The organism is Streptomyces herbicida (assembly GCF_032656585.1).
Classification (GTDB): Bacteria; Actinomycetota; Actinomycetes; order Streptomycetales; family Streptomycetaceae; genus Streptomyces; species Streptomyces herbicida.
On record NZ_JAUYWJ010000027.1, the window covers coordinates 32,259 to 48,415 of the forward strand.

The 16,157-nt window shown below is 71.7% G+C and carries 16 protein-coding genes and 1 pseudogene; 11 read left to right on the forward strand and 6 right to left on the reverse strand.

Going from position 1 to position 16,157, the window contains the following annotated elements; genetic code table 11:
• Window positions 1–35 precede the first annotated feature (35 nt).
• The 3 genes from Q8A52_RS40235 to Q8A52_RS40245 form a co-directional block, all read right to left on the reverse strand.
• Window positions 36–1,235 carry a glycoside hydrolase family 64 protein gene (locus Q8A52_RS40235; RefSeq protein WP_316761339.1) on the reverse strand — a complete coding sequence of 400 codons (1,200 nt, stop codon included), beginning with the start codon at window positions 1,233–1,235 and terminating at the stop codon, window positions 36–38.
• A 151-nt stretch (window positions 1,236–1,386) separates the two neighbouring features.
• Window positions 1,387–2,142 carry a dienelactone hydrolase family protein gene (locus Q8A52_RS40240; protein ID WP_316761341.1) on the reverse strand — a complete coding sequence of 252 codons (756 nt, stop codon included), beginning with the start codon at window positions 2,140–2,142 and terminating at the stop codon, window positions 1,387–1,389.
• Between the two features lie 121 nt (window positions 2,143–2,263).
• Window positions 2,264–2,884 carry an L-threonylcarbamoyladenylate synthase gene (locus tag Q8A52_RS40245; RefSeq protein ID WP_316761342.1) on the reverse strand — a complete coding sequence of 207 codons (621 nt, stop codon included), beginning with the start codon at window positions 2,882–2,884 and terminating at the stop codon, window positions 2,264–2,266.
• 337 nt (window positions 2,885–3,221) lie between these two features.
• Here Q8A52_RS40245 and Q8A52_RS40250 point away from each other — a divergent pair, with 337 nt between their 5' ends.
• A complete protein-coding gene (locus tag Q8A52_RS40250; RefSeq protein ID WP_408649335.1) occupies window positions 3,222–4,727 on the forward strand; it encodes a helix-turn-helix domain-containing protein in 1,506 nt (501 codons plus the stop codon).
• Between the two features lie 151 nt (window positions 4,728–4,878).
• On the opposite strand, the gene Q8A52_RS40255 is transcribed toward Q8A52_RS40250, so the two are convergent.
• From Q8A52_RS40255 to Q8A52_RS40265, 3 genes and pseudogenes are all read right to left on the reverse strand, one after another.
• Window positions 4,879–6,120, reverse strand: a complete 1,242-nt coding sequence (locus tag Q8A52_RS40255) for a cytochrome P450 family protein (RefSeq protein WP_316761346.1) — start codon at window positions 6,118–6,120, stop codon at window positions 4,879–4,881.
• Window positions 6,117–6,272, reverse strand: a pseudogene (locus Q8A52_RS40260) (cytochrome P450); the annotation flags it as partial. The pseudogene Q8A52_RS40260 and the gene Q8A52_RS40255, both read right to left, overlap by 4 nt.
• Before the next feature lie 81 nt (window positions 6,273–6,353).
• The gene (locus tag Q8A52_RS40265) at window positions 6,354–6,563 is read right to left on the reverse strand and encodes a hypothetical protein (RefSeq protein ID WP_316761350.1); all 210 of its coding nucleotides are present in this window, start codon (window positions 6,561–6,563) and stop codon (window positions 6,354–6,356) included.
• 343 nt (window positions 6,564–6,906) lie between these two features.
• On the opposite strand from Q8A52_RS40265, the gene Q8A52_RS40270 reads away from it, so the two are divergent.
• The 10 genes from Q8A52_RS40270 (at window position 6,907) to Q8A52_RS40310 (ending at window position 16,155) form a co-directional block, all read left to right on the forward strand.
• The gene (locus tag Q8A52_RS40270; protein ID WP_316761353.1) at window positions 6,907–8,670 is read left to right on the forward strand and encodes an enoyl-CoA hydratase-related protein; all 1,764 of its coding nucleotides are present in this window, start codon (window positions 6,907–6,909) and stop codon (window positions 8,668–8,670) included.
• A gap of 70 nt (window positions 8,671–8,740) precedes the next feature.
• Window positions 8,741–9,829 carry an NADH-quinone oxidoreductase subunit B family protein gene (locus Q8A52_RS40275; protein WP_408649336.1) on the forward strand — a complete coding sequence of 363 codons (1,089 nt, stop codon included), beginning with the start codon at window positions 8,741–8,743 and terminating at the stop codon, window positions 9,827–9,829.
• Window positions 9,830–9,900: 71 nt separating this feature from the next.
• The gene (locus Q8A52_RS40280) at window positions 9,901–11,685 is read left to right on the forward strand and encodes a nickel-dependent hydrogenase large subunit (protein ID WP_316761356.1); all 1,785 of its coding nucleotides are present in this window, start codon (window positions 9,901–9,903) and stop codon (window positions 11,683–11,685) included.
• On the forward strand, window positions 11,682–12,227 hold the full coding sequence (locus Q8A52_RS40285) for a hypothetical protein (protein ID WP_316761359.1): 546 nt from the start codon (window positions 11,682–11,684) through the stop codon (window positions 12,225–12,227). Before Q8A52_RS40280 ends, Q8A52_RS40285 begins: the two co-directional genes overlap by 4 nt.
• Window positions 12,224–12,865 (forward strand): DUF5947 family protein, encoded by a 642-nt coding sequence (locus Q8A52_RS40290; RefSeq protein ID WP_316761361.1) that lies wholly within the window; start codon window positions 12,224–12,226, stop codon window positions 12,863–12,865. The genes Q8A52_RS40285 and Q8A52_RS40290 overlap by 4 nt, the downstream gene beginning before the upstream one ends.
• The gene (locus Q8A52_RS40295; protein WP_316761364.1) at window positions 12,862–13,533 is read left to right on the forward strand and encodes a DUF6084 family protein; all 672 of its coding nucleotides are present in this window, start codon (window positions 12,862–12,864) and stop codon (window positions 13,531–13,533) included. The genes Q8A52_RS40290 and Q8A52_RS40295 overlap by 4 nt, the downstream gene beginning before the upstream one ends.
• Window positions 13,530–14,951, forward strand: a complete 1,422-nt coding sequence (locus Q8A52_RS40300; RefSeq protein ID WP_316761365.1) for a hypothetical protein — start codon at window positions 13,530–13,532, stop codon at window positions 14,949–14,951. The genes Q8A52_RS40295 and Q8A52_RS40300 overlap by 4 nt, the downstream gene beginning before the upstream one ends.
• Entirely contained in the window at window positions 14,948–15,496 is a 549-nt protein-coding gene (locus Q8A52_RS40305; protein ID WP_316761367.1) for a hydrogenase maturation protease, read from the forward strand. Before Q8A52_RS40300 ends, Q8A52_RS40305 begins: the two co-directional genes overlap by 4 nt.
• Before the next feature lie 11 nt (window positions 15,497–15,507).
• Entirely contained in the window at window positions 15,508–15,612 is a 105-nt protein-coding gene (locus Q8A52_RS49315; protein WP_390709632.1) for a DUF6893 family small protein, read from the forward strand.
• Window positions 15,613–15,759: 147 nt separating this feature from the next.
• Window positions 15,760–16,155, forward strand: a complete 396-nt coding sequence (locus tag Q8A52_RS40310) for a hydrogenase maturation nickel metallochaperone HypA/HybF (protein ID WP_316761369.1) — start codon at window positions 15,760–15,762, stop codon at window positions 16,153–16,155.
• Window positions 16,156–16,157: the final 2 nt, after the last annotated feature.

Consider the following 16,157-nt stretch of genomic DNA (forward strand, 5'->3'; position numbering starts at 1 on the left):
CCCCGGATGCCCTCCGGGTGCGGGACCGCACCATGTCAGTCGAGCGGATCCAGCGTCAGATACGCCTGCTGAGGGCTTGCGTCGTGGACCAGCGACTCATGGTTCCCGACGTCGTCGAAGGCGAAGGCGTACGCCTTGCCGTCCGCCATCTGCGCGTGGATCTTGCGCGCGTAGTGGTTGGTCACCGCGTCCTGGTAGAAGTTCGCCGACGAGGTGTCCGGCTGGACGGGGTTGACCAGCAGGGTCGACCGGTTGAAACCGGCGCACAGCGTACGGGAGATGGGTCCGCGCACGGTGTCGTTGGGGGCGTCCAGCAGCTTGTGACAGCCGAAGATGCTGTCGGCGTCCGGCTTCTGGAAGCTGGTGACGACCGCTCCCGAGGAGTTGGCGAAGTTCATGACGTTCCCCGACACCCGCCCGTAGTACTTGGTGTTCGGCTGGTCGGTGAACGGGGTGACGGTGAGTGTCGTCGTGGCGTACTTCTGCCAGACCCGGTTGACGTAGTCGGCCATGACGTTCGCCGGAAGGGCCCCGGTCTCCACCCCGTACAGCGGGGAGAGCGCCCGCAGGACGGTCCCGTCGGGCCGCGTCTGGATCAGGTTGGCCCAGCCGCCCGGCTGTCCGCGCAGCGCGTTGAAGAATCCGTTGTAGCCACCCGGCTTGAGGTGTCCGGTACTGCTCACACTCCCGTCGGAGCGCTGCACCCCGACCGCGTAGGGCGCGGAGAACATGTCGACCTGGGTGCTGTTCAGCCACAGCCCGGAGTCGCCCAGTGTGTACTCCGACCAGTTGAAGAGGATGTTGCGGTTGGGGTCGCTCGGATTCTGCACGGCCGGCTGCACCAACCCGCCGGTGGTGAGCCGGAAGTCGAGCTTTTTGCCGTAGGAGAAGTAGATCCGGCCGGAGAACTTCGGGATCCGGATCGTCTTCGACTGCCCGGCGGCGGGCCCGGGAATCGCGGCGTCGGGCGCTGGTGTGGGCGGGTTGCCGCCCGCGGGCCAGGCGTGGAAGGCGCCGCCGGCGTCCGCCCAGCCCTGCCGGCCCGTCGACAGCTGGGTGCCGAGATCGTAGATGTAGACCGCTTCGCCGCGGCCGGAGTTGTTGGTCACCTTCAGCGGGATCGTGTCCGGCACGGCGGCACCGGCCGGTTCGGGTGTGGCCAGCGCGAGCAGTGCGCCGATCAGGGTGGCCGCGGCCGCACAGGGCAGCGCGGGACGGGTGAGTCTTGCGAGCACTCTCCACCTCCGTGTGGGGTCGGGGTGGTACGGATATTGGTCCGGACCAGTTTGAGAGCGCTCTCAGCGTTGCGTCGGGGCGCGTGCATGTCAATGAGTTGGACGAAGTCCATGTGGCGCCCGTCGCCCGGCGGGCACCACACGGTCCGGTTCAGAAGGTGCGGTCCAGCAGGTCGAGCAGCGCCACCCAGTGCCGCTCGTCGGCCTTGCGGTCGTACGCCGGGGTGTCCGCCTGGGTGTACCCGTGGTCGGCACCCGGGTAGACCTCGCAGCGATGCCGTACGCCCGCCGCGGTGAGCGTGTTCTCGAGCCGCTCGATCTGCTCCTCGGGCAGGGAGGGGTCCTGGTCGGCGTGGCCGAAGTACAGCTCGGCGGTGATGTGTTCGGCGACCAGGTGCGGGCTGTCCGGGGTGGCGGTGGCGAGCCGTCCGCCGTGGAATCCGGCCGCGGCCGCGATCCGGTCCGGGTGCGTGCCGGCGGTCAGCAGGGCCAGCCGCGCGCCCATGCAGTAGCCGGTCACCGCGACCGGGCCGTCGGCGACCAGCGGGCTGTCGGCCAGCCAGCGCAGATAGGCGCCCGCGTCCCGCTCGACGAGATCGGGCGTCAGTGACTGCACGATGGGGCCGATCCGCTCCCAGATGGTGGGGTCGGCACCGGGGTCGATGAACTCGGGCAGATCGATGACCGGTGTCCGGCCGTGACGGTAGAAGACGTTCGGCACCAGCACCGTGTAGCCGGCCGCGGCGAGCCGGTCGGCCATCGACCTCAGGTGCGGGCGCAGTCCGTAGGCGTCCTGGTAGAACAGGACGGCCGGACGGGGGCGTTCGTCGCCGGGGTGGGCCAGGTAGGCGTCGGCGATGCCGTCCTCGGTCCGGATGTCCACGGCTGTTCCCTGTACGGCGGTCATGGCGAGAGAGCCTCCCTGAGGAATCGTCGTTCGGAGGGGGACCTCCGTGACGCGGCGTGTACACGGTCATGGTTTCACGCAAGATCACCATTCCCGTATCCGGCCCACCGGCCCTCGCGGGTCACTCGAAGCGTGACGTGTCGCCCGCTCCCCGCCGGACGATCTCCGCCTCGCCGCCGGAGAAGTCGATGACCGTGGTCGGTTCGGTGCCGCAGTCCCCGGAGTCCACCACCGCGTCCACCGCGTGGTCGAGCCGGTCCTTGATCTCCCAGCCCTGCGTCATCGGCTCCTCCTCGTCGGGCAGCAGCAGCGTGCTGGACAGCAGCGGTTCGCCGAGCTCGGCCAGCAGGGACTGGGTGACCGTGTGGTCGGGGATGCGCACGCCGACGGTCTTCTTCCTGGGGTGCAGCAGCTTGCGCGGCACTTCCCTGGTCGCCGGGAGGATGAAGGTGTAGCTGCCCGGGGTCGATGCCTTGACGGCTCGGAACACGTCATTGTCCACGCGCACGAACTGTCCCAGCTGCGCGAAGTCGCGGCACATCAGGGTGAAGTGGTGCCGGTCGTCGAGCCTGCGGATGGAACGGATCCGGTCGATGCCGTCACGGCTGCCGAGCTGGCACCCCAGCGCGTAGCACGAATCGGTCGGGTATGCGATGAGCGCCCCCGAGCGCACGGCGTCGGCGACCTGGGCGATGCTGCGCGGTTGCGGGTTCTCGGGGTGCACGTCGAAGTACTTCGCCATCCGCCGAGCTTATGCCGTCGGCGGGCGCCCGCGACGCAGGCGGGCTCCGGGACCCATGGCCGATCCGAGCGAGGCATGCCCGGCCGATCGCCCGATGCCCTGAACTCCCGCGCGTAGCCCGCCGGTTCCGGGGAACCCGAACCGGGAGCCGCTCGGGGACCTCCCCCGGCCCCGGGCCACACGGCTCCGTCGGCGGTCCCTCCCCCGAGACCACCGGCGGAGCCGCTCCTTCGGCCTCGGCCCGCTCGCCCGGGAGCCCCGCGACCCCGGACCGTCCGTCGGGTAACGTCCACCTCCGAATGCCGAGGTCAACGCGATGGACGAGGAGAGGGCAGCCGTGGGTGGCAGAGCGGACGAGGACCCGCGCGCACAGACGCCGTACGACACGGACGCCGCGTGGGCCGAGGAGCTGCTCGATCATCTCCGTCCCACCGGGCGCGACCTGCGCCGGGTCCTCGCCTGGCTCGCGCACGCCGTGGGGGGAACGGCCTGCCTCCAAGGCGCCGACGGTGTCCTGCTCGCCGGAGAACGGATGACGCTCGACGACGCGCTGGTCGCCGGCGTCGTCGCCGGGCGCATCTCCTCCGCGGCCGTCGAGGACGCGGGCCGGCACATGCGCCTGGTGGCCGTGCGGCACCCCGGCCCGCGCCCGGCGTCGACGGGCCTGCTGGCCGTGGCACGCGAGGCTCCGTTCGACCGGCGCGCCGCCGAGATCGTCACCCGGACCGCCGCGGTCGTCGAACTGCTGCTCAGGGACCGCGAGCTGACGGCCGCCGGCCACCGGCTGCGGCGCGCCGCAGCCGATCTTCGGCTGGCGATCCTGCAGCTGCTGATGGTGGAGGACACCGTCTCGGCCCGACGGGTCGCCGCGGGCCTGTGGCCGGGACTGCTCGACACCGACACGGCCAGTGTGTACATCGTCGAAGGGACCGCCGAGGAACGGGACCGTCTCGCCGACGAATGCCTGGACGTGATCGGCGGTCAGGCACTGGTCGTGCGCTGTCCCGCCATGGACGAGCACGTCATCGTCGTCAGCCCGGTGGCCGCGGCGGGGGAGCGGCTGCGTACATTCGTCGGCGGCCGCCCCGGCACCTTCCTCGGTGGCAGCACCCGGCAGAGCCTCGCACAGACCGCCACCGCCTACGGCCAGGCCATCAGCGCGCTCGCCGTCGCCCACTTCCGCCCGGACCACGCGGCCGTCTACGCCGAACGGACCCATCCGGAACGGCTGATGGACTTCGCGGCACTGTGCGCCTGGTCCGCCGACCTCCTTTGCCCCCTGGACACCCTGCCCCACCACACCCGCGCCGAACTGCTGGCCACCACCCGGCTGGGCCTGGAGTTCACCGCGGTGAACGCGGCCAAGGTGCTCGGCGTCAGCCGCAACACCGTGCGTGCCCGCATGGACCGGGTCGAAGGCCTGCTGGGCACCGACTTCTCCGATCTCACCGTCCGTGCCGTCGTCCACCTCGCCCTGAACACCCAGGCCGGATGCGCGGAGGGCACCGCGTCCGGCGCGGACCCGCGGCCGGGTGCCGTCCGGATCGGCGACCTGCTCGCCGGGACCGTGCTGCGCACCTGGGCCCATGAGCTCCTCGGGCGGCTGATCCGGGACGGACGGGACCTGCGCGGCACGCTGCGTGCCTGGATCGCCGCGGGCGGGAACGCCGAGCGCGCCGCCCAGGACCTCGGCGTCCACGCCCAGACCGTGCGCGAACACGTCCGCAGCGCCGAACCCGTCCTGGAACGCCAGCTCCTGGCCGCGGGCACCGACCTGTACGAGGTCGTGCTGGCTCTGCTGGCAGTCGGTGACCTCGCCGAACCCGCACTCCACGGTACGTAACCGGGTCATTCGGACGCACCTGTGCACGGGTGAGTCCTCCGTGCCCGGAAACGGGCACCGCCGCGATACCCAACGGCTCCACCTGCACGTAAGTTCACATTCCGCAGGGGCACGACCGGAACGGGGGACCGGTCGCGCCCCCTTTTCGCGTTCAGCCCCGCAGGCGGACCGGAATCTCCCGCCAGCCGAAGGCGATGAAGGACGGCACCTGCCGCAGCTCGTCGTCCGCGACGGCCGGCCGCAGCTCCGGGAACCGGTCGAACAGCGCGGGCAGCGCGGTCAGGGCCTCCATCCGGGCGAGCGGGGCGCCGATGCAGCGGTGCACGCCGATGCCGAACGAGAGCTGGTCGTCTGCCGCCCGCGAGGCGTCGAAGACATCGGCGTCGGGCCCGTAGTGCGCGGGATCCAGTCCGGCGGCGGCGTACGTCGTGATGATCGCGTCCCCGGCCGCAATGGTGACGCCCCCGACCTTCAGGTCGCTGACCGCGAAGCGCAGCGGGAGCGAGGCGATGGAGGGGTGCACCCGCAGCGTCTCGTCGATCACGGCGTCCCAGGAGACGGCACCGGAGCGGACGGCCGCCAGCTGCCCGGGGTCGCGCAGCAGGGCGACGACCGCGTTGCCGATGAGGTTGACCGTGGTCTCGAAACCGGCGCCGATCACCAGCAGCAGCGTGTAGAGCAGCTCCTCGTCGCTGAGCCGGTCGCCGTCCTCGTCCCTGACCCGGATCAGCTCCGTGGTCATGTCGTCGCCCGGCTGCGCCACCTTGAACGCGATCAGCGCGCCCAGCACCGCGCCGATCCGCTCCTGCACCCACGCGGCGTGCTCCGGGCTCGGGTCGGAGGTGTCCATGATGGCCGCGATGAGTTCGGCGGTGTCCTTCCGCATCTCCTCGGGCACACCGAACAGGTCGCAGATCAGCCGCATCGGAAGCGGGTGCGCGAGCGCCTGGCGCACATCGACCGCCTCGCCGTCGGCGCCCGCGGCCTCCAGGGCGTCGAGCAGCTCCGCGGTGATCGCCTCCACCCGCGGCCGCATCGCCTCGGTGCGCCGGTGCGTGAAGCTGGGCGCCACCAGCTTGCGCAGCCGGGTGTGGTCGGGGCCGTACGTGGAGAGCATGTTGACCACGCCGACCCAGCCGAGGATCCAGGCCCAGGAGGGGTTGGCGCCGATCTCGGGGAACAGCCGCCAGTGGAGCCGGGGATCCTTGCTGACCTGGGGGTCGAGGATCAGTTCCTTGAGGACGTCGTAGCCGGTGGGGGCCCAGGCGGGGATGCCGCCGGGCAGCTCGACGGGCACGATCGGGCCGAGCGCGCGCAGCCGGGCGCTCTCGGTGGGGATGTCGGCGCCGAACGGGTCGATGGCGATGCGGTCGATGCGGTCGGTCACGGTCACGGCAACTCTCCTGGCTGGTCGGGGAGCGGGGGGCTGAACCGCACGGGCAGGGACGTCAGCGAGCGATGGAAGGGGCCGGGCCGCCGGTCGAGGCGGTCCCGGGGCACGACGGGTTCCAGGTCGGGCAGCCACTGGGTGAGCTGCTCGATCGCCGCAGGCCGGTACCCGGCGGACGCTTCGCATCTGTCCTGGGGCGCGGGCCCGCACGCCTGACCGGTCGGACATCACGCCGCTCACCGTGACCGAACGCGCCGCGCGGCGAGGTGCTCGATCACGGCGGTGAACGCCTGCTGGGCGTTGTCCAGACGGGCCCGTAACCCGGTCAACTCGGCGAGGAGCGATGCTCGTTGGCGTCGGGACCGGAGCAGACCGCCGCCGAGCGCAAGCGCGGACAGCGTGCCGGCGGCGAGGCCACCGGCCACCAGGTCCGGTAATTCCATCATCGACAGGGGTCCAAGGAAGTCGGGCAGGGAGCAGGGCAGGAAGCTGTGCGGGAAGCGAGGCAGGGGGAGTCCGTGGCGCTCACTGAAGGCGCCCGCAGCACAGTACACACCGTCATCGACCGAACTCGCACGGTTGGGCGATAACTCTCTTCGAATCGGTCCGAAATCTGTTCGCTACTGTGCGGACTGTCTGGAATTGCCATGTCCACACGGCCGGGTGGCGGCGTGAGCCCCGCTTTCGGGTGACCCGGCCGCTTGTCGGCCTGTGCGAGGGCTGCCCGTGACGGAGCATCGCAGTCGGCCGGGCACGACTGCCCGGTGCGTCGTCCGCCGGGAGTACGCCGTGCACATCCTGCTCGTGGCCAGCGCCTTCAACAGCCTCACCCAGCGCGTCCACGCCGAGCTGCGCGACCGCGGCCACACCGTTGCGGTGGAGCTCGCCCTGCCGGGCCGGTCGCTCGCGCAGGCCGTCGAGCGGCACGCCCCCCGGCTGGTCCTGGCCCCGATGCTGAAGACGGCGATCCCCCGGGAGGTGTGGTCCGCCCGGCCCTGCCTCGTCGTGCACCCGGGACCGGCCGGGGACCGGGGGCCGTCCTCGCTCGACTGGGCCGTCCAGGAGGGCGCCGAACACTGGGGAGTGACGGTTCTTCAGGCGGAGGAGGAGATGGACGCCGGAGCCGTGTGGGCCTCCGTGCGCTGCCCGGTCCCGCCGGTGTCCAAGAGCGACCTGTACCGGGGCGAGATCGCCGACGCCGCGCTGTCGGCCGTCCTGCTCGCCGTGGACCGTTTCGCCGACGGGCGTCACACCCCGCTGCGCCAGGACACCGGGCACACCCGCCCGTACCTCGACCAGAGCGTGCGCCGGATCGACTGGGCGGCGGACTCCACCGAGACCGTCGTCCGTAAGCTCCGCGCCGCGGACTCGCAGCCCGGCGTGCTCGACGTCCTGCTCGGCGACGAGTGGTATCTGCACGGCGGCCACCCCGAGACCGGCCTCCACGGCGCCCCGGGAGCGCTGCTGGCCACCCGGGCGGGGGCGATCTGCCGGGCCACGACGGACGGCGGCGTGTGGATCCCGGAGCTGCGGCGCCGACGCGGTCGGGAGCAGCCGCCCAGGTTCAAACTGCCCGCGGTGACGGCCCTCGGCGACCGACTGCCGCCCCTGCCCGAGCTGTCCTCGTCACCGGCCTGCGCCGGCAAGAACTGGGCGGACATCCGCTACCGGGAGGAGGGGACCGTCGGCTTCCTGTCGTTCTCCTTCCCCGGCGGTGCCATGAGCACCACTCAGTGCCGGCGCCTGCTCGCCGCGTACCGCGAGGCGTGCGCACGCCCGACGACCGTGCTGGTGCTGGGCGGGCAGCGGGACTTCTTCTCCAACGGCATCCACCTGGGCGTCATCGAGGCCGCCGCCGAGCCCGCCGCCGAGTCCTGGGCGAACATCAACGCCATCGACGACCTGGTCGAGGCGGTCCTGACGACCACCGACCGGCTCGTCGTCGCCGCCGTCGGGGGCAACGCCGCGGCCGGCGGCGTGATGCTCGCCCTGGCGGCCGACGAGGTGTGGTGCCGGGCCGGGTCGGTACTGAATCCGCACTACCGGCTGATGGGCCTGTACGGCTCGGAGTACTGGACGTACACGCTGCCCCGCAGGGTCGGCCCCGCCACGGCCGACCGGCTCATGAACGAGGCCCTGCCGATGAGCGCAGCGAGCGCCGCGAGCCTGGGCCTCGTGGACCGCGTGGTCGACTGCGGGCCCGGGGACTTCGCCGCCGAGGTGGGCGCGCTGGCCGCCCGGCTGGCCGCGCTGCCGGGCACGCCGTCCCGCATCGCCGCGAAGAAGGACTCCCTGGACCACCAGGAGAGCACCGAACCCCTTGCCGAATTCCGGGAGCGGGAACTGGACCGGATGCGCCGGACCTTCGACGACCCGGACGCCCCGTACCACGCGCTGCGCAGCGCGTTCGTCCACAAGGAACGGCCCGCCGGCACACCGCCGCACCTCAGCGCGGCCCCGGGCGGCCGGGGAGTCGCGGGACCGGACCCGTCCGGGGCCGACGTCACTGGAACGGCCGTCGTCGGCGTCTCATCGCCACCGAACCACTGGTAGCAAGAAATGCAAGGAATCCAGTAATCGAAAAACATGCCTTCGTCCCTTACCTCCCCGAGGAGGCGGTCCCATGACACCGGCGATGCCCGACACGGCCGGCACGACGCACACCGCCGGCGCGCCCGCCGACGAGACGCCCACGATCCACATCCTCTGGATCAACGCCGGACTGAGCTGCGACGGCGACTCGGTCGCGCTGACGGCCGCCATGCAGCCGAGCATCGAGCAGATCGCGCTGGGCGTGCTGCCCGGGCTGCCGAAGATCGAGGTCCACTGGCCCCTGATCGACTTCGAATGCGGACCGGTCGGCGGTGCCGACACGTTCATCGAGTGGTTCTTCAAGGGTGAGCGCGGCGAGATCGACCCCTTCGTGCTGGTCGTCGAGGGGTCCGTACCGAACGAGGCCATCAAACCCGAGGGCTACTGGTGCGGTTTCGGCGACGACCCGGCCACCGGCCAGCCGATCACCACCAGCGAGTGGATCGACCGCCTCGCGCCCAAGGCACTGGCCGTCGTCGCCATCGGCACCTGCGCCACGTACGGCGGCATCCACGCGATGGAGGGCAACCCGACCGGCGCCATGGGCGTGCCCGACTACCTCGGCTGGGACTGGAAGTCCAAGGCCGGCATCCCCATCGTGTGCGTCCCGGGCTGCCCGATCCAGCCCGACAACTTCGCCGAGACGCTCACCTATCTGCTCTACCAGGCGGCCGGCTCGGCCCCGATGATCCCGCTGGACGACAAGCTCCGCCCGACCTGGCTGTTCGGCGCCACCGTGCACGAGGGCTGCGACCGCGCCGGCTACTACGAACAGGGCGACTTCGCCTCGACGTACGACTCGCCCAAGTGCCTGGTCAAGCTCGGCTGCTGGGGCCCGGTCGTCAAGTGCAACGTGCCCAAACGGGGCTGGATGAACGGCATCGGCGGCTGTCCGAACGTCGGCGGCATCTGCATCGCCTGCACCATGCCCGGCTTCCCGGACAAGTTCATGCCCTTCATGGACCAGCCCCCCGGCGCGACCCTCTCCACCACGGCGAGCGGTGCCTACGGCGCCGTGATCCGCAAGCTGCGCTCCGTCACCCTCCACACCGTCGACAAAGAGCCGAAGTGGCGCCACAAGGGCCGCAAGCTCACCACCGGATACCGGCGTCCGTGGTGAACCCCCGGCGCGCCTGACCCCACCTCCGCCCACCTCCCGACCCCCGGCACACGAAGGACACCACACAGACCATGACCCCGAAGACCAAGGCGGCCGGCGACGGCAGCGGCCTGATGGAGATGTCCTGGGACCCGATCACCCGGATCGTGGGCAGCCTGGGCATCCACACGAAGATCGACTTCAAACAGAAGCGGGTCGCCGAGTGCTACAGCACCTCGTCGGTCTTCCGCGGCTACAGCGTCTTCATGCGCGGCAAGGACCCGCGCGACGCCCACTTCATCACCAGCCGCATCTGCGGCATCTGCGGCGACAACCACGCCACCTGCTCCGTGTACACGCAGAACATGGCCTACGGCGTGAAGCCCCCGCACCTCGGCGAGTGGGTCATCAACCTCGGCGAGGCCGCCGAGTACATGTTCGACCACAACATCTTCCAGGAGAACCTGGTCGGGGTCGACTACTGCGAGAAGATGGTCAAGGAGACCAACCCCGGCGTCCTGGAACTCGCCGAGCGCACGGAGGCTCCGCACGCCGCGGAGCACGGCTACCGCACCATCGCCGACATCATGCGGGCCCTGAACCCCCTCGAGGGCGAGTTCTACCGCGAGGCGCTGCAGGTCAGCCGCTACACGCGCGAGATGTTCTGCCTGATGGAGGGCCGCCATGTGCACCCCTCCACGCTGTACCCGGGCGGCGTCGGCACCAACGCCTCCGTCCAGCTCTTCACGGACTACCTCAGCCGGCTGATGCGGTACGTCGAGTTCATGAAGCGGGTCGTCCCGCTCCACGACGACCTCTTCGACTTCTTCTACGAGGCCATGCCCGGCTACGAGGAGGTCGGCCGCCGTCGCGTCCTGCTCGGCTGCTGGGGCGCGCTCAACGACCCCGAGTACTGCGACTTCACCTACGCCAACATGACGGACTGGGGCCGGCGGATGTTCGTCACCCCCGGCATCGTCGTCGACGGCAAGCTGGTCACCACCGACCTCACCCGGATCAACCTGGGCATCCGCATCCTGCTGGGCAGCTCGTACTACGAGGACTGGGAGGGCAAGGACCTCTTCGTCACCCACGACCCGCTCGGCAACCCGGTCGACCCGCGCCACCCCTGGAACCAGCACACCATCCCGGCCCCGCAGAAGCGGGACTTCGACGACAAGTACAGCTGGGTCATGTCCCCGCGCTGGTTCGACGGCAAGGACCATCTCGCCCTGGACACCGGCGGCGGCCCCATCGCCCGGCTGTGGACCACCGCCCTGGCCGGACTCGTCGACACCGGCGGCGTCAAGGCCACCGGTCACAGCGTGATCATCAACCTGCCGCGCACCATGACCAAGCCCGAGACCACCTTCGAGTGGAAGATCCCGAAGTGGAGCAACGCGCTGGAACGCAACCGTGCGCGCAGCTACTTCCAGGCCTACACCGCCGCCCTCGCCCTGCACTTCGCCGAGCAGGCCCTGGACGAGGTCCGCGCCGGACGCACCCAGACCTGGGAGAAGTTCGAGGTCCCCGACGAGAGCATCGGCGTCGGCTTCACCGAGGCGGTCCGCGGTGTCCTCTCCCACCACATGGTGATCCGCGACGGCAAGATCGCCAACTACCACCCCTACCCGCCCACCCCGTGGAACGCCAGCGTCCGGGACTCCTACGGCACGCCCGGCCCCTACGAGGACGCAGTGCAGAACACGCCGATCTTCGAGGAGAACCCGCCGGAGAACTTCAAGGGCATCGACATCATGCGCACCGTGCGCAGCTTCGACCCCTGTCTGCCCTGCGGTGTCCACATGTACGTCGGAGGCGGCAGGACCGTGCAGAAGATGCACGTGCCCACCGGCCTGAGCGGACTGGGCGGATGAGCGCGACCACGGCGGCCCCCGCCACGCGCCCGATGAGCGCGGAAGAGGCCGGGCGGCGGATCGAGGACGTCCTCGACCGCCTGGCCGGCACCGGCGACACCGCCGCGGTCGCCGCGGCGGAGGAACTGGTGCGGTCCCTCATGGAGTTCTACGGCGCAGGGCTCGCCCGGATCGTGGACCTGCTGTCCGCGGGCGCCCCGGTCGAGGCCCTGTTCGGCGACGAACTGGTGGCCGGCCTGCTGGTGCTCCACGACCTCCACCCCGAGGACCGGGAGGCCCGCATCGCCCGTGCCCTGGCCACCGTTGCGGACCAGAGCCTGGAGGTCGAGGACTTCGACGAGCCCACGGGCACACTCCGGCTGCGGGCGGCGGCCGGTGCGGGCTGCGGCTGCGCGGCCACCGCGTCGGCGGTGCGGCAGGCGGCCGAGGACGCCCTCACCTGCTTCGTGCCGGAGGTCAGCGCCGTCGAGGTGCGGACCGCCGGGGCCCCGGGCGAGCCCGCGCTGCTCCAGATCGGCACCCGGCCCGGGGTGCGCGGATGACCGCGACGTCGGCCCCGGCGTCCGGCCTGCGCAGATTTCTCGCCGAACGCCCGCCGCAGCCCGAGCGGTGCGGACTGTGCTCGGTCGTCGTGGCCGAGGGGGAGCACCGCCACCTCGTGGACACCGAGCAGCGGGCGCTGGTGTGCGCCTGCCCGCCCTGCTTCCTGCTGATGGACCGGCCGGGCGCCGGCGCGGGCCGTTTCCGGCCGGTCCCGGCCCGCCACCTCACCGACCCGGACCACCGCCTCGACGACAACGCCTGGAACACGCTGCGCATCCCGGTCGGTGTCGCGTTCTTCTTCCGCAACACCGCGCTCGACCGGCTGGTGGCCCTCTACCCGAGTCCGGCCGGCGCCACCGAGAGCGAGCTCGAACCGGAGGCCTGGACGGGAGTCCTCGCCGCCACCGGGCTCGCCGGGCTGCTCGAACCGGACGTCGAGGCACTCCTGCTGCGCCGCACCGATGCCGGTGTCGAGTGCCATCTCGTACCGATCGACATCTGCTACGAACTGGTCGGCCGGATGCGCCTGTTGTGGCAGGGCTTCGACGGCGGGGCCGAGGCCCGCGCCGCCCTGGACGCGTTCTTCGCACGGGTCGCGGCCCTCGCCCGGCCCGTCGGCGAGGAGGACCGGCCGTGACCGCACTCTCCTTCGCCTGCACCGGAGTACGCGCCGACCGCTACGCGGCCGGACCCACCCTGGTGTTCCGGCTGCGCATCACCAAGCCCGACGACGAACCGGTGCACGCCCTCCTGCTGAACTGCCAGATCCGTATCGAGCCGGCCCGGCGCGGCTACGACGGCGCCGAGGCCGAGGCGCTCACCGACCTCTTCGGCGAGCGCTCCCGGTGGGGCAGCACTCTCCAGCCGGTGCAGTTCGCACAGGTCCCGCTCATGGTCACGGGCTTCACCCGGGAGACCGAGGCGGACCTGGTGGTGCCCTGCACCTACGACATGGACATCGCGGCGACCCGCTACCTCGACGCCCTGAGCGGTGGCGAGGTGCCGCTGCTGTTGCTCTTCTCCGGCACGGCCTTCACCGGCAAGGGCGGCTTCCGTGTCGAGCCCGTCCCCTGGGACCGGGAGGCGACGGTCCGGATGCCCGTCGCGACCTGGCGCGAGATGGTCGAACAGCACTTCCCCGGCTGCGGCTGGATCCGGCTGCCCCGCGACACCATGGACGCCCTGCTCGCCTTCCGCTCACGCCGGGCACTGCCCTCCTGGGAGGCGACCGTACGCGCCCTGCTGGACGAGACACGGAGCGCATCCGTCACCGGCGCCGTCATCACCGGAAGGACCGCTCCGTGAGCGTGACCACCTTCGCGCCCGAGACCGAGGCGCGGCTCGCCCTCGCCCGGCAGGTGGCCGACGCCGTGCTCTTCGAGGGCTATGTGCTCTACCCGTACCGTGCCTCCTCCGCGAAGAACCGGCTGCGCTGGCAGTTCGGTGTGCTGGTGCCGCCCGCCTGGGGTGCCGAGTGCGAGGAACACTCCTTCCAGCACACCGAGTGCCTGATGGAACCCCGGTCGGGCGCCACCCTCGCCGTCGAACTGCGCTTCCTGCGCGCCCGTCGCCGCACGGTCCAACGGTCGCTCGCGGACGGTGGGTTCGAGACGGTCCCCGAACTCCGGCTCACCGACCGGGTCCTGGTTCCCTGGGACGAGGGCGTCGAGGAACGCGTCGAGGCGGTCGTGCCCGTGGCGGACCTGCTCGCCGGCGACGTCACCATCCCCTTCGCCCGCCCCGCGGGCGAGGACAGCGAGCCCGTCCTCGACGAGACGGGCCGCACCGTCGGCCGCACGATCCACCGGTACGAGGAACTCGGCGCAATCCTGCGCCTGTCGGCGCGCGAACTCGACGGGCCCTACCGGGTCGCGCGGCTCACCGCCGTCGCCGAGAACACCAGCACCTGGCTGCCGCCGTCCGGACAAGCGACCGACCGGGACGCGGCACTCCCGCGCTCCCTGGTGGCCGCCCACCTCCTGATGGCGCTGAGCAAGGGGTCGTTCCTGTCGATGACCGATCCCCCCGAGTGGGCGAAGGCCGCGATCGCCTCCTGCCGGAATCTGCACACCTGGCCGGTGCTCGCGGGCGAACCCGGCCGCGCCGACGTCGTCCTGTCCTCACCGATCATCCTCGAGGACCACCCGGCCATCGCGCCCGAAAGCCCCGGCGCCCTGTACGACGCCACCGAGATCGACGAGATCCTCGCCCTGCGCACCGCCGCCCTCACCGACGAGGAGAAGCGCGAGGCACGGGGCACCGACGAGCGGGCCGCCGCCGTGATCGACCTGGCCGACTCGCTGCCCCCGGAGGTGCTGGAGCGCCTGCACGGCACCGTGCGCGGACTGCGCGAGGTGACACGGCCCACGCCCGCCGCGGGCTTCCCCGGCGAGCACGGCGTACCACAGCCCGACACACCCTGGTGGGACCCGGCGGCCGACGCCGGCTTCGACCCCGCCCGCGACCGGGTCACGGTCGGCGGCCGGCCGGTGGGCGCCGGCAGCCGGGTCGTCCTGAACCCCGGCCTGCGCCGCACCGACGCCCAGGACCTGTTCCTGCGCGGGCGCACCGCGACGGTCGAGGCCGTGCTGCACGACGTGGACGGCGCAGTGCACCTCGCGGTGACGGTGGACGGCGACCCCGGCGCCGACCTGCGCCGTGAACAGGGCCGCTATCTGTACTTCCAGCCCGACGAACTGACCCCCCTGGAGGACGACGCATGAGCCCTTCCCCGGAGCGGGGCCATGGCGGCCGTGTGCTCGTAGCGGGCATCGGGAACATCTTCCTCGGCGACGACGGCTTCGGTGTGGAGACCGTGCGCGCCCTCGCGGCACGTGAACTGCCCGGCCACGTCGAGGCCGTGGACATCGGAGTGCGGGGCGTCCACCTCGCCTACCAGCTCCTCGACGGCTACGACACCCTGATCCTGGTGGACGCCACGGCCCGTGGCGGAGCCCCCGGCACCCTGTATGTGATCGAGCACGACGACATCGGCGCGGACGGCACGGAGCACGCCCCGCTCGACGGCCATCGGATGACCCCCGACGCCGTGCTCGCCCTGCTGGGCACCCTGTGCGCCGGAACCGGCGGCCGGCCCCCGCGCCGCACCGTGGTCGTGGGCTGCGAACCGGCCTCCGTGGAGGAGGGGATCGGCCTCAGCGGGCCGGTGTCCGACGCCGTACCGCAGGCCGTCCGGCTGATCGAAGAGCTGCTGGCCGCACCGCCGGAGCCCGGGGCGCGGCCCCGGGCCGCCGAAGCCGTCAACTGAGGAGACACAGAATGAAGAAGAACATCGCGCTCGGAGTGCTGTCCGCCGCCATCGCGGCCCTGGTCGTGCAGTCGCTGCCCGACATCAGGCGCTACCTGAAGATCAGCCGCATGTGAGACAGGCCCCGTCCGCCCGGCGACACGTTGCGGCGAACGGCGTACGTGCCCGGGCGGCGACGGCGTGCCGAGCCGCCCGCCCGTGCTGCCGCGCCTGTAATGGGACCCGGTGACCGGCGCGCACACCACGCGCCAGGACGGAGACCGATGCACGAGATGTCCATCGCGCTGGCGGTGATCGGACAGGTGGAAGAAGCGGCCGAGCGGGCCGGGGACGTCACCGCCGTGCGCTCGGTGCGCCTGGAGGTGGGCGAACTCGCCGGTGTCGTGGCCGACTCCCTGTCCTTCTGCTTCGAACTGGCCTGTGCCGGCACCGTGCTGGAGGGCGCCGAACTGGTCACCGACACCGTGCCGGGGCGGGCGCGCTGCGCGCCCTGCGCGCACGAATGGGCCGTCGGCATGCCGCCCTCGCTGACCTGCCCACGGTGCGCCGGCGGGACCACCGAGCTGCTGTCGGGCCGTGAACTGCGCGTCACCAGTGTGCGGTGGGACGACGGCGGCGCGCCCGCGGCCGCCCGCGAACCGATCGTCGAGGAGCGCTGAAC

Bases quoted from the DNA above. Each gene is read 5' to 3' on its own strand.
- Q8A52_RS49315 (WP_390709632.1), top strand. From the start codon at position 15,508: ATGAAGAAGAACATCGCGCTCGGAGTGCTGTCCGCCGCCATCGCGGCC.
- Q8A52_RS40290 (WP_316761361.1), top strand. From the start codon at position 12,224: ATGACCGCGACGTCGGCCCCGGCGTCCGGCCTGCGCAGATTTCTCGCC.
- Q8A52_RS40310 (WP_316761369.1), top strand. From the start codon at position 15,760: ATGCACGAGATGTCCATCGCGCTGGCGGTGATCGGACAGGTGGAAGAA.
- Q8A52_RS40240 (WP_316761341.1), bottom strand. From the start codon at position 2,142: ATGACCGCCGTACAGGGAACAGCCGTGGACATCCGGACCGAGGACGGC.
- Q8A52_RS40245 (WP_316761342.1), bottom strand. From the start codon at position 2,884: ATGGCGAAGTACTTCGACGTGCACCCCGAGAACCCGCAACCGCGCAGC.
- Q8A52_RS40305 (WP_316761367.1), top strand. From the start codon at position 14,948: ATGAGCCCTTCCCCGGAGCGGGGCCATGGCGGCCGTGTGCTCGTAGCG.
- Q8A52_RS40265 (WP_316761350.1), bottom strand. From the start codon at position 6,563: ATGATGGAATTACCGGACCTGGTGGCCGGTGGCCTCGCCGCCGGCACG.
- Q8A52_RS40280 (WP_316761356.1), top strand. From the start codon at position 9,901: ATGACCCCGAAGACCAAGGCGGCCGGCGACGGCAGCGGCCTGATGGAG.
- Q8A52_RS40285 (WP_316761359.1), top strand. From the start codon at position 11,682: ATGAGCGCGACCACGGCGGCCCCCGCCACGCGCCCGATGAGCGCGGAA.
- Q8A52_RS40275 (WP_408649336.1), top strand. From the start codon at position 8,741: ATGACACCGGCGATGCCCGACACGGCCGGCACGACGCACACCGCCGGC.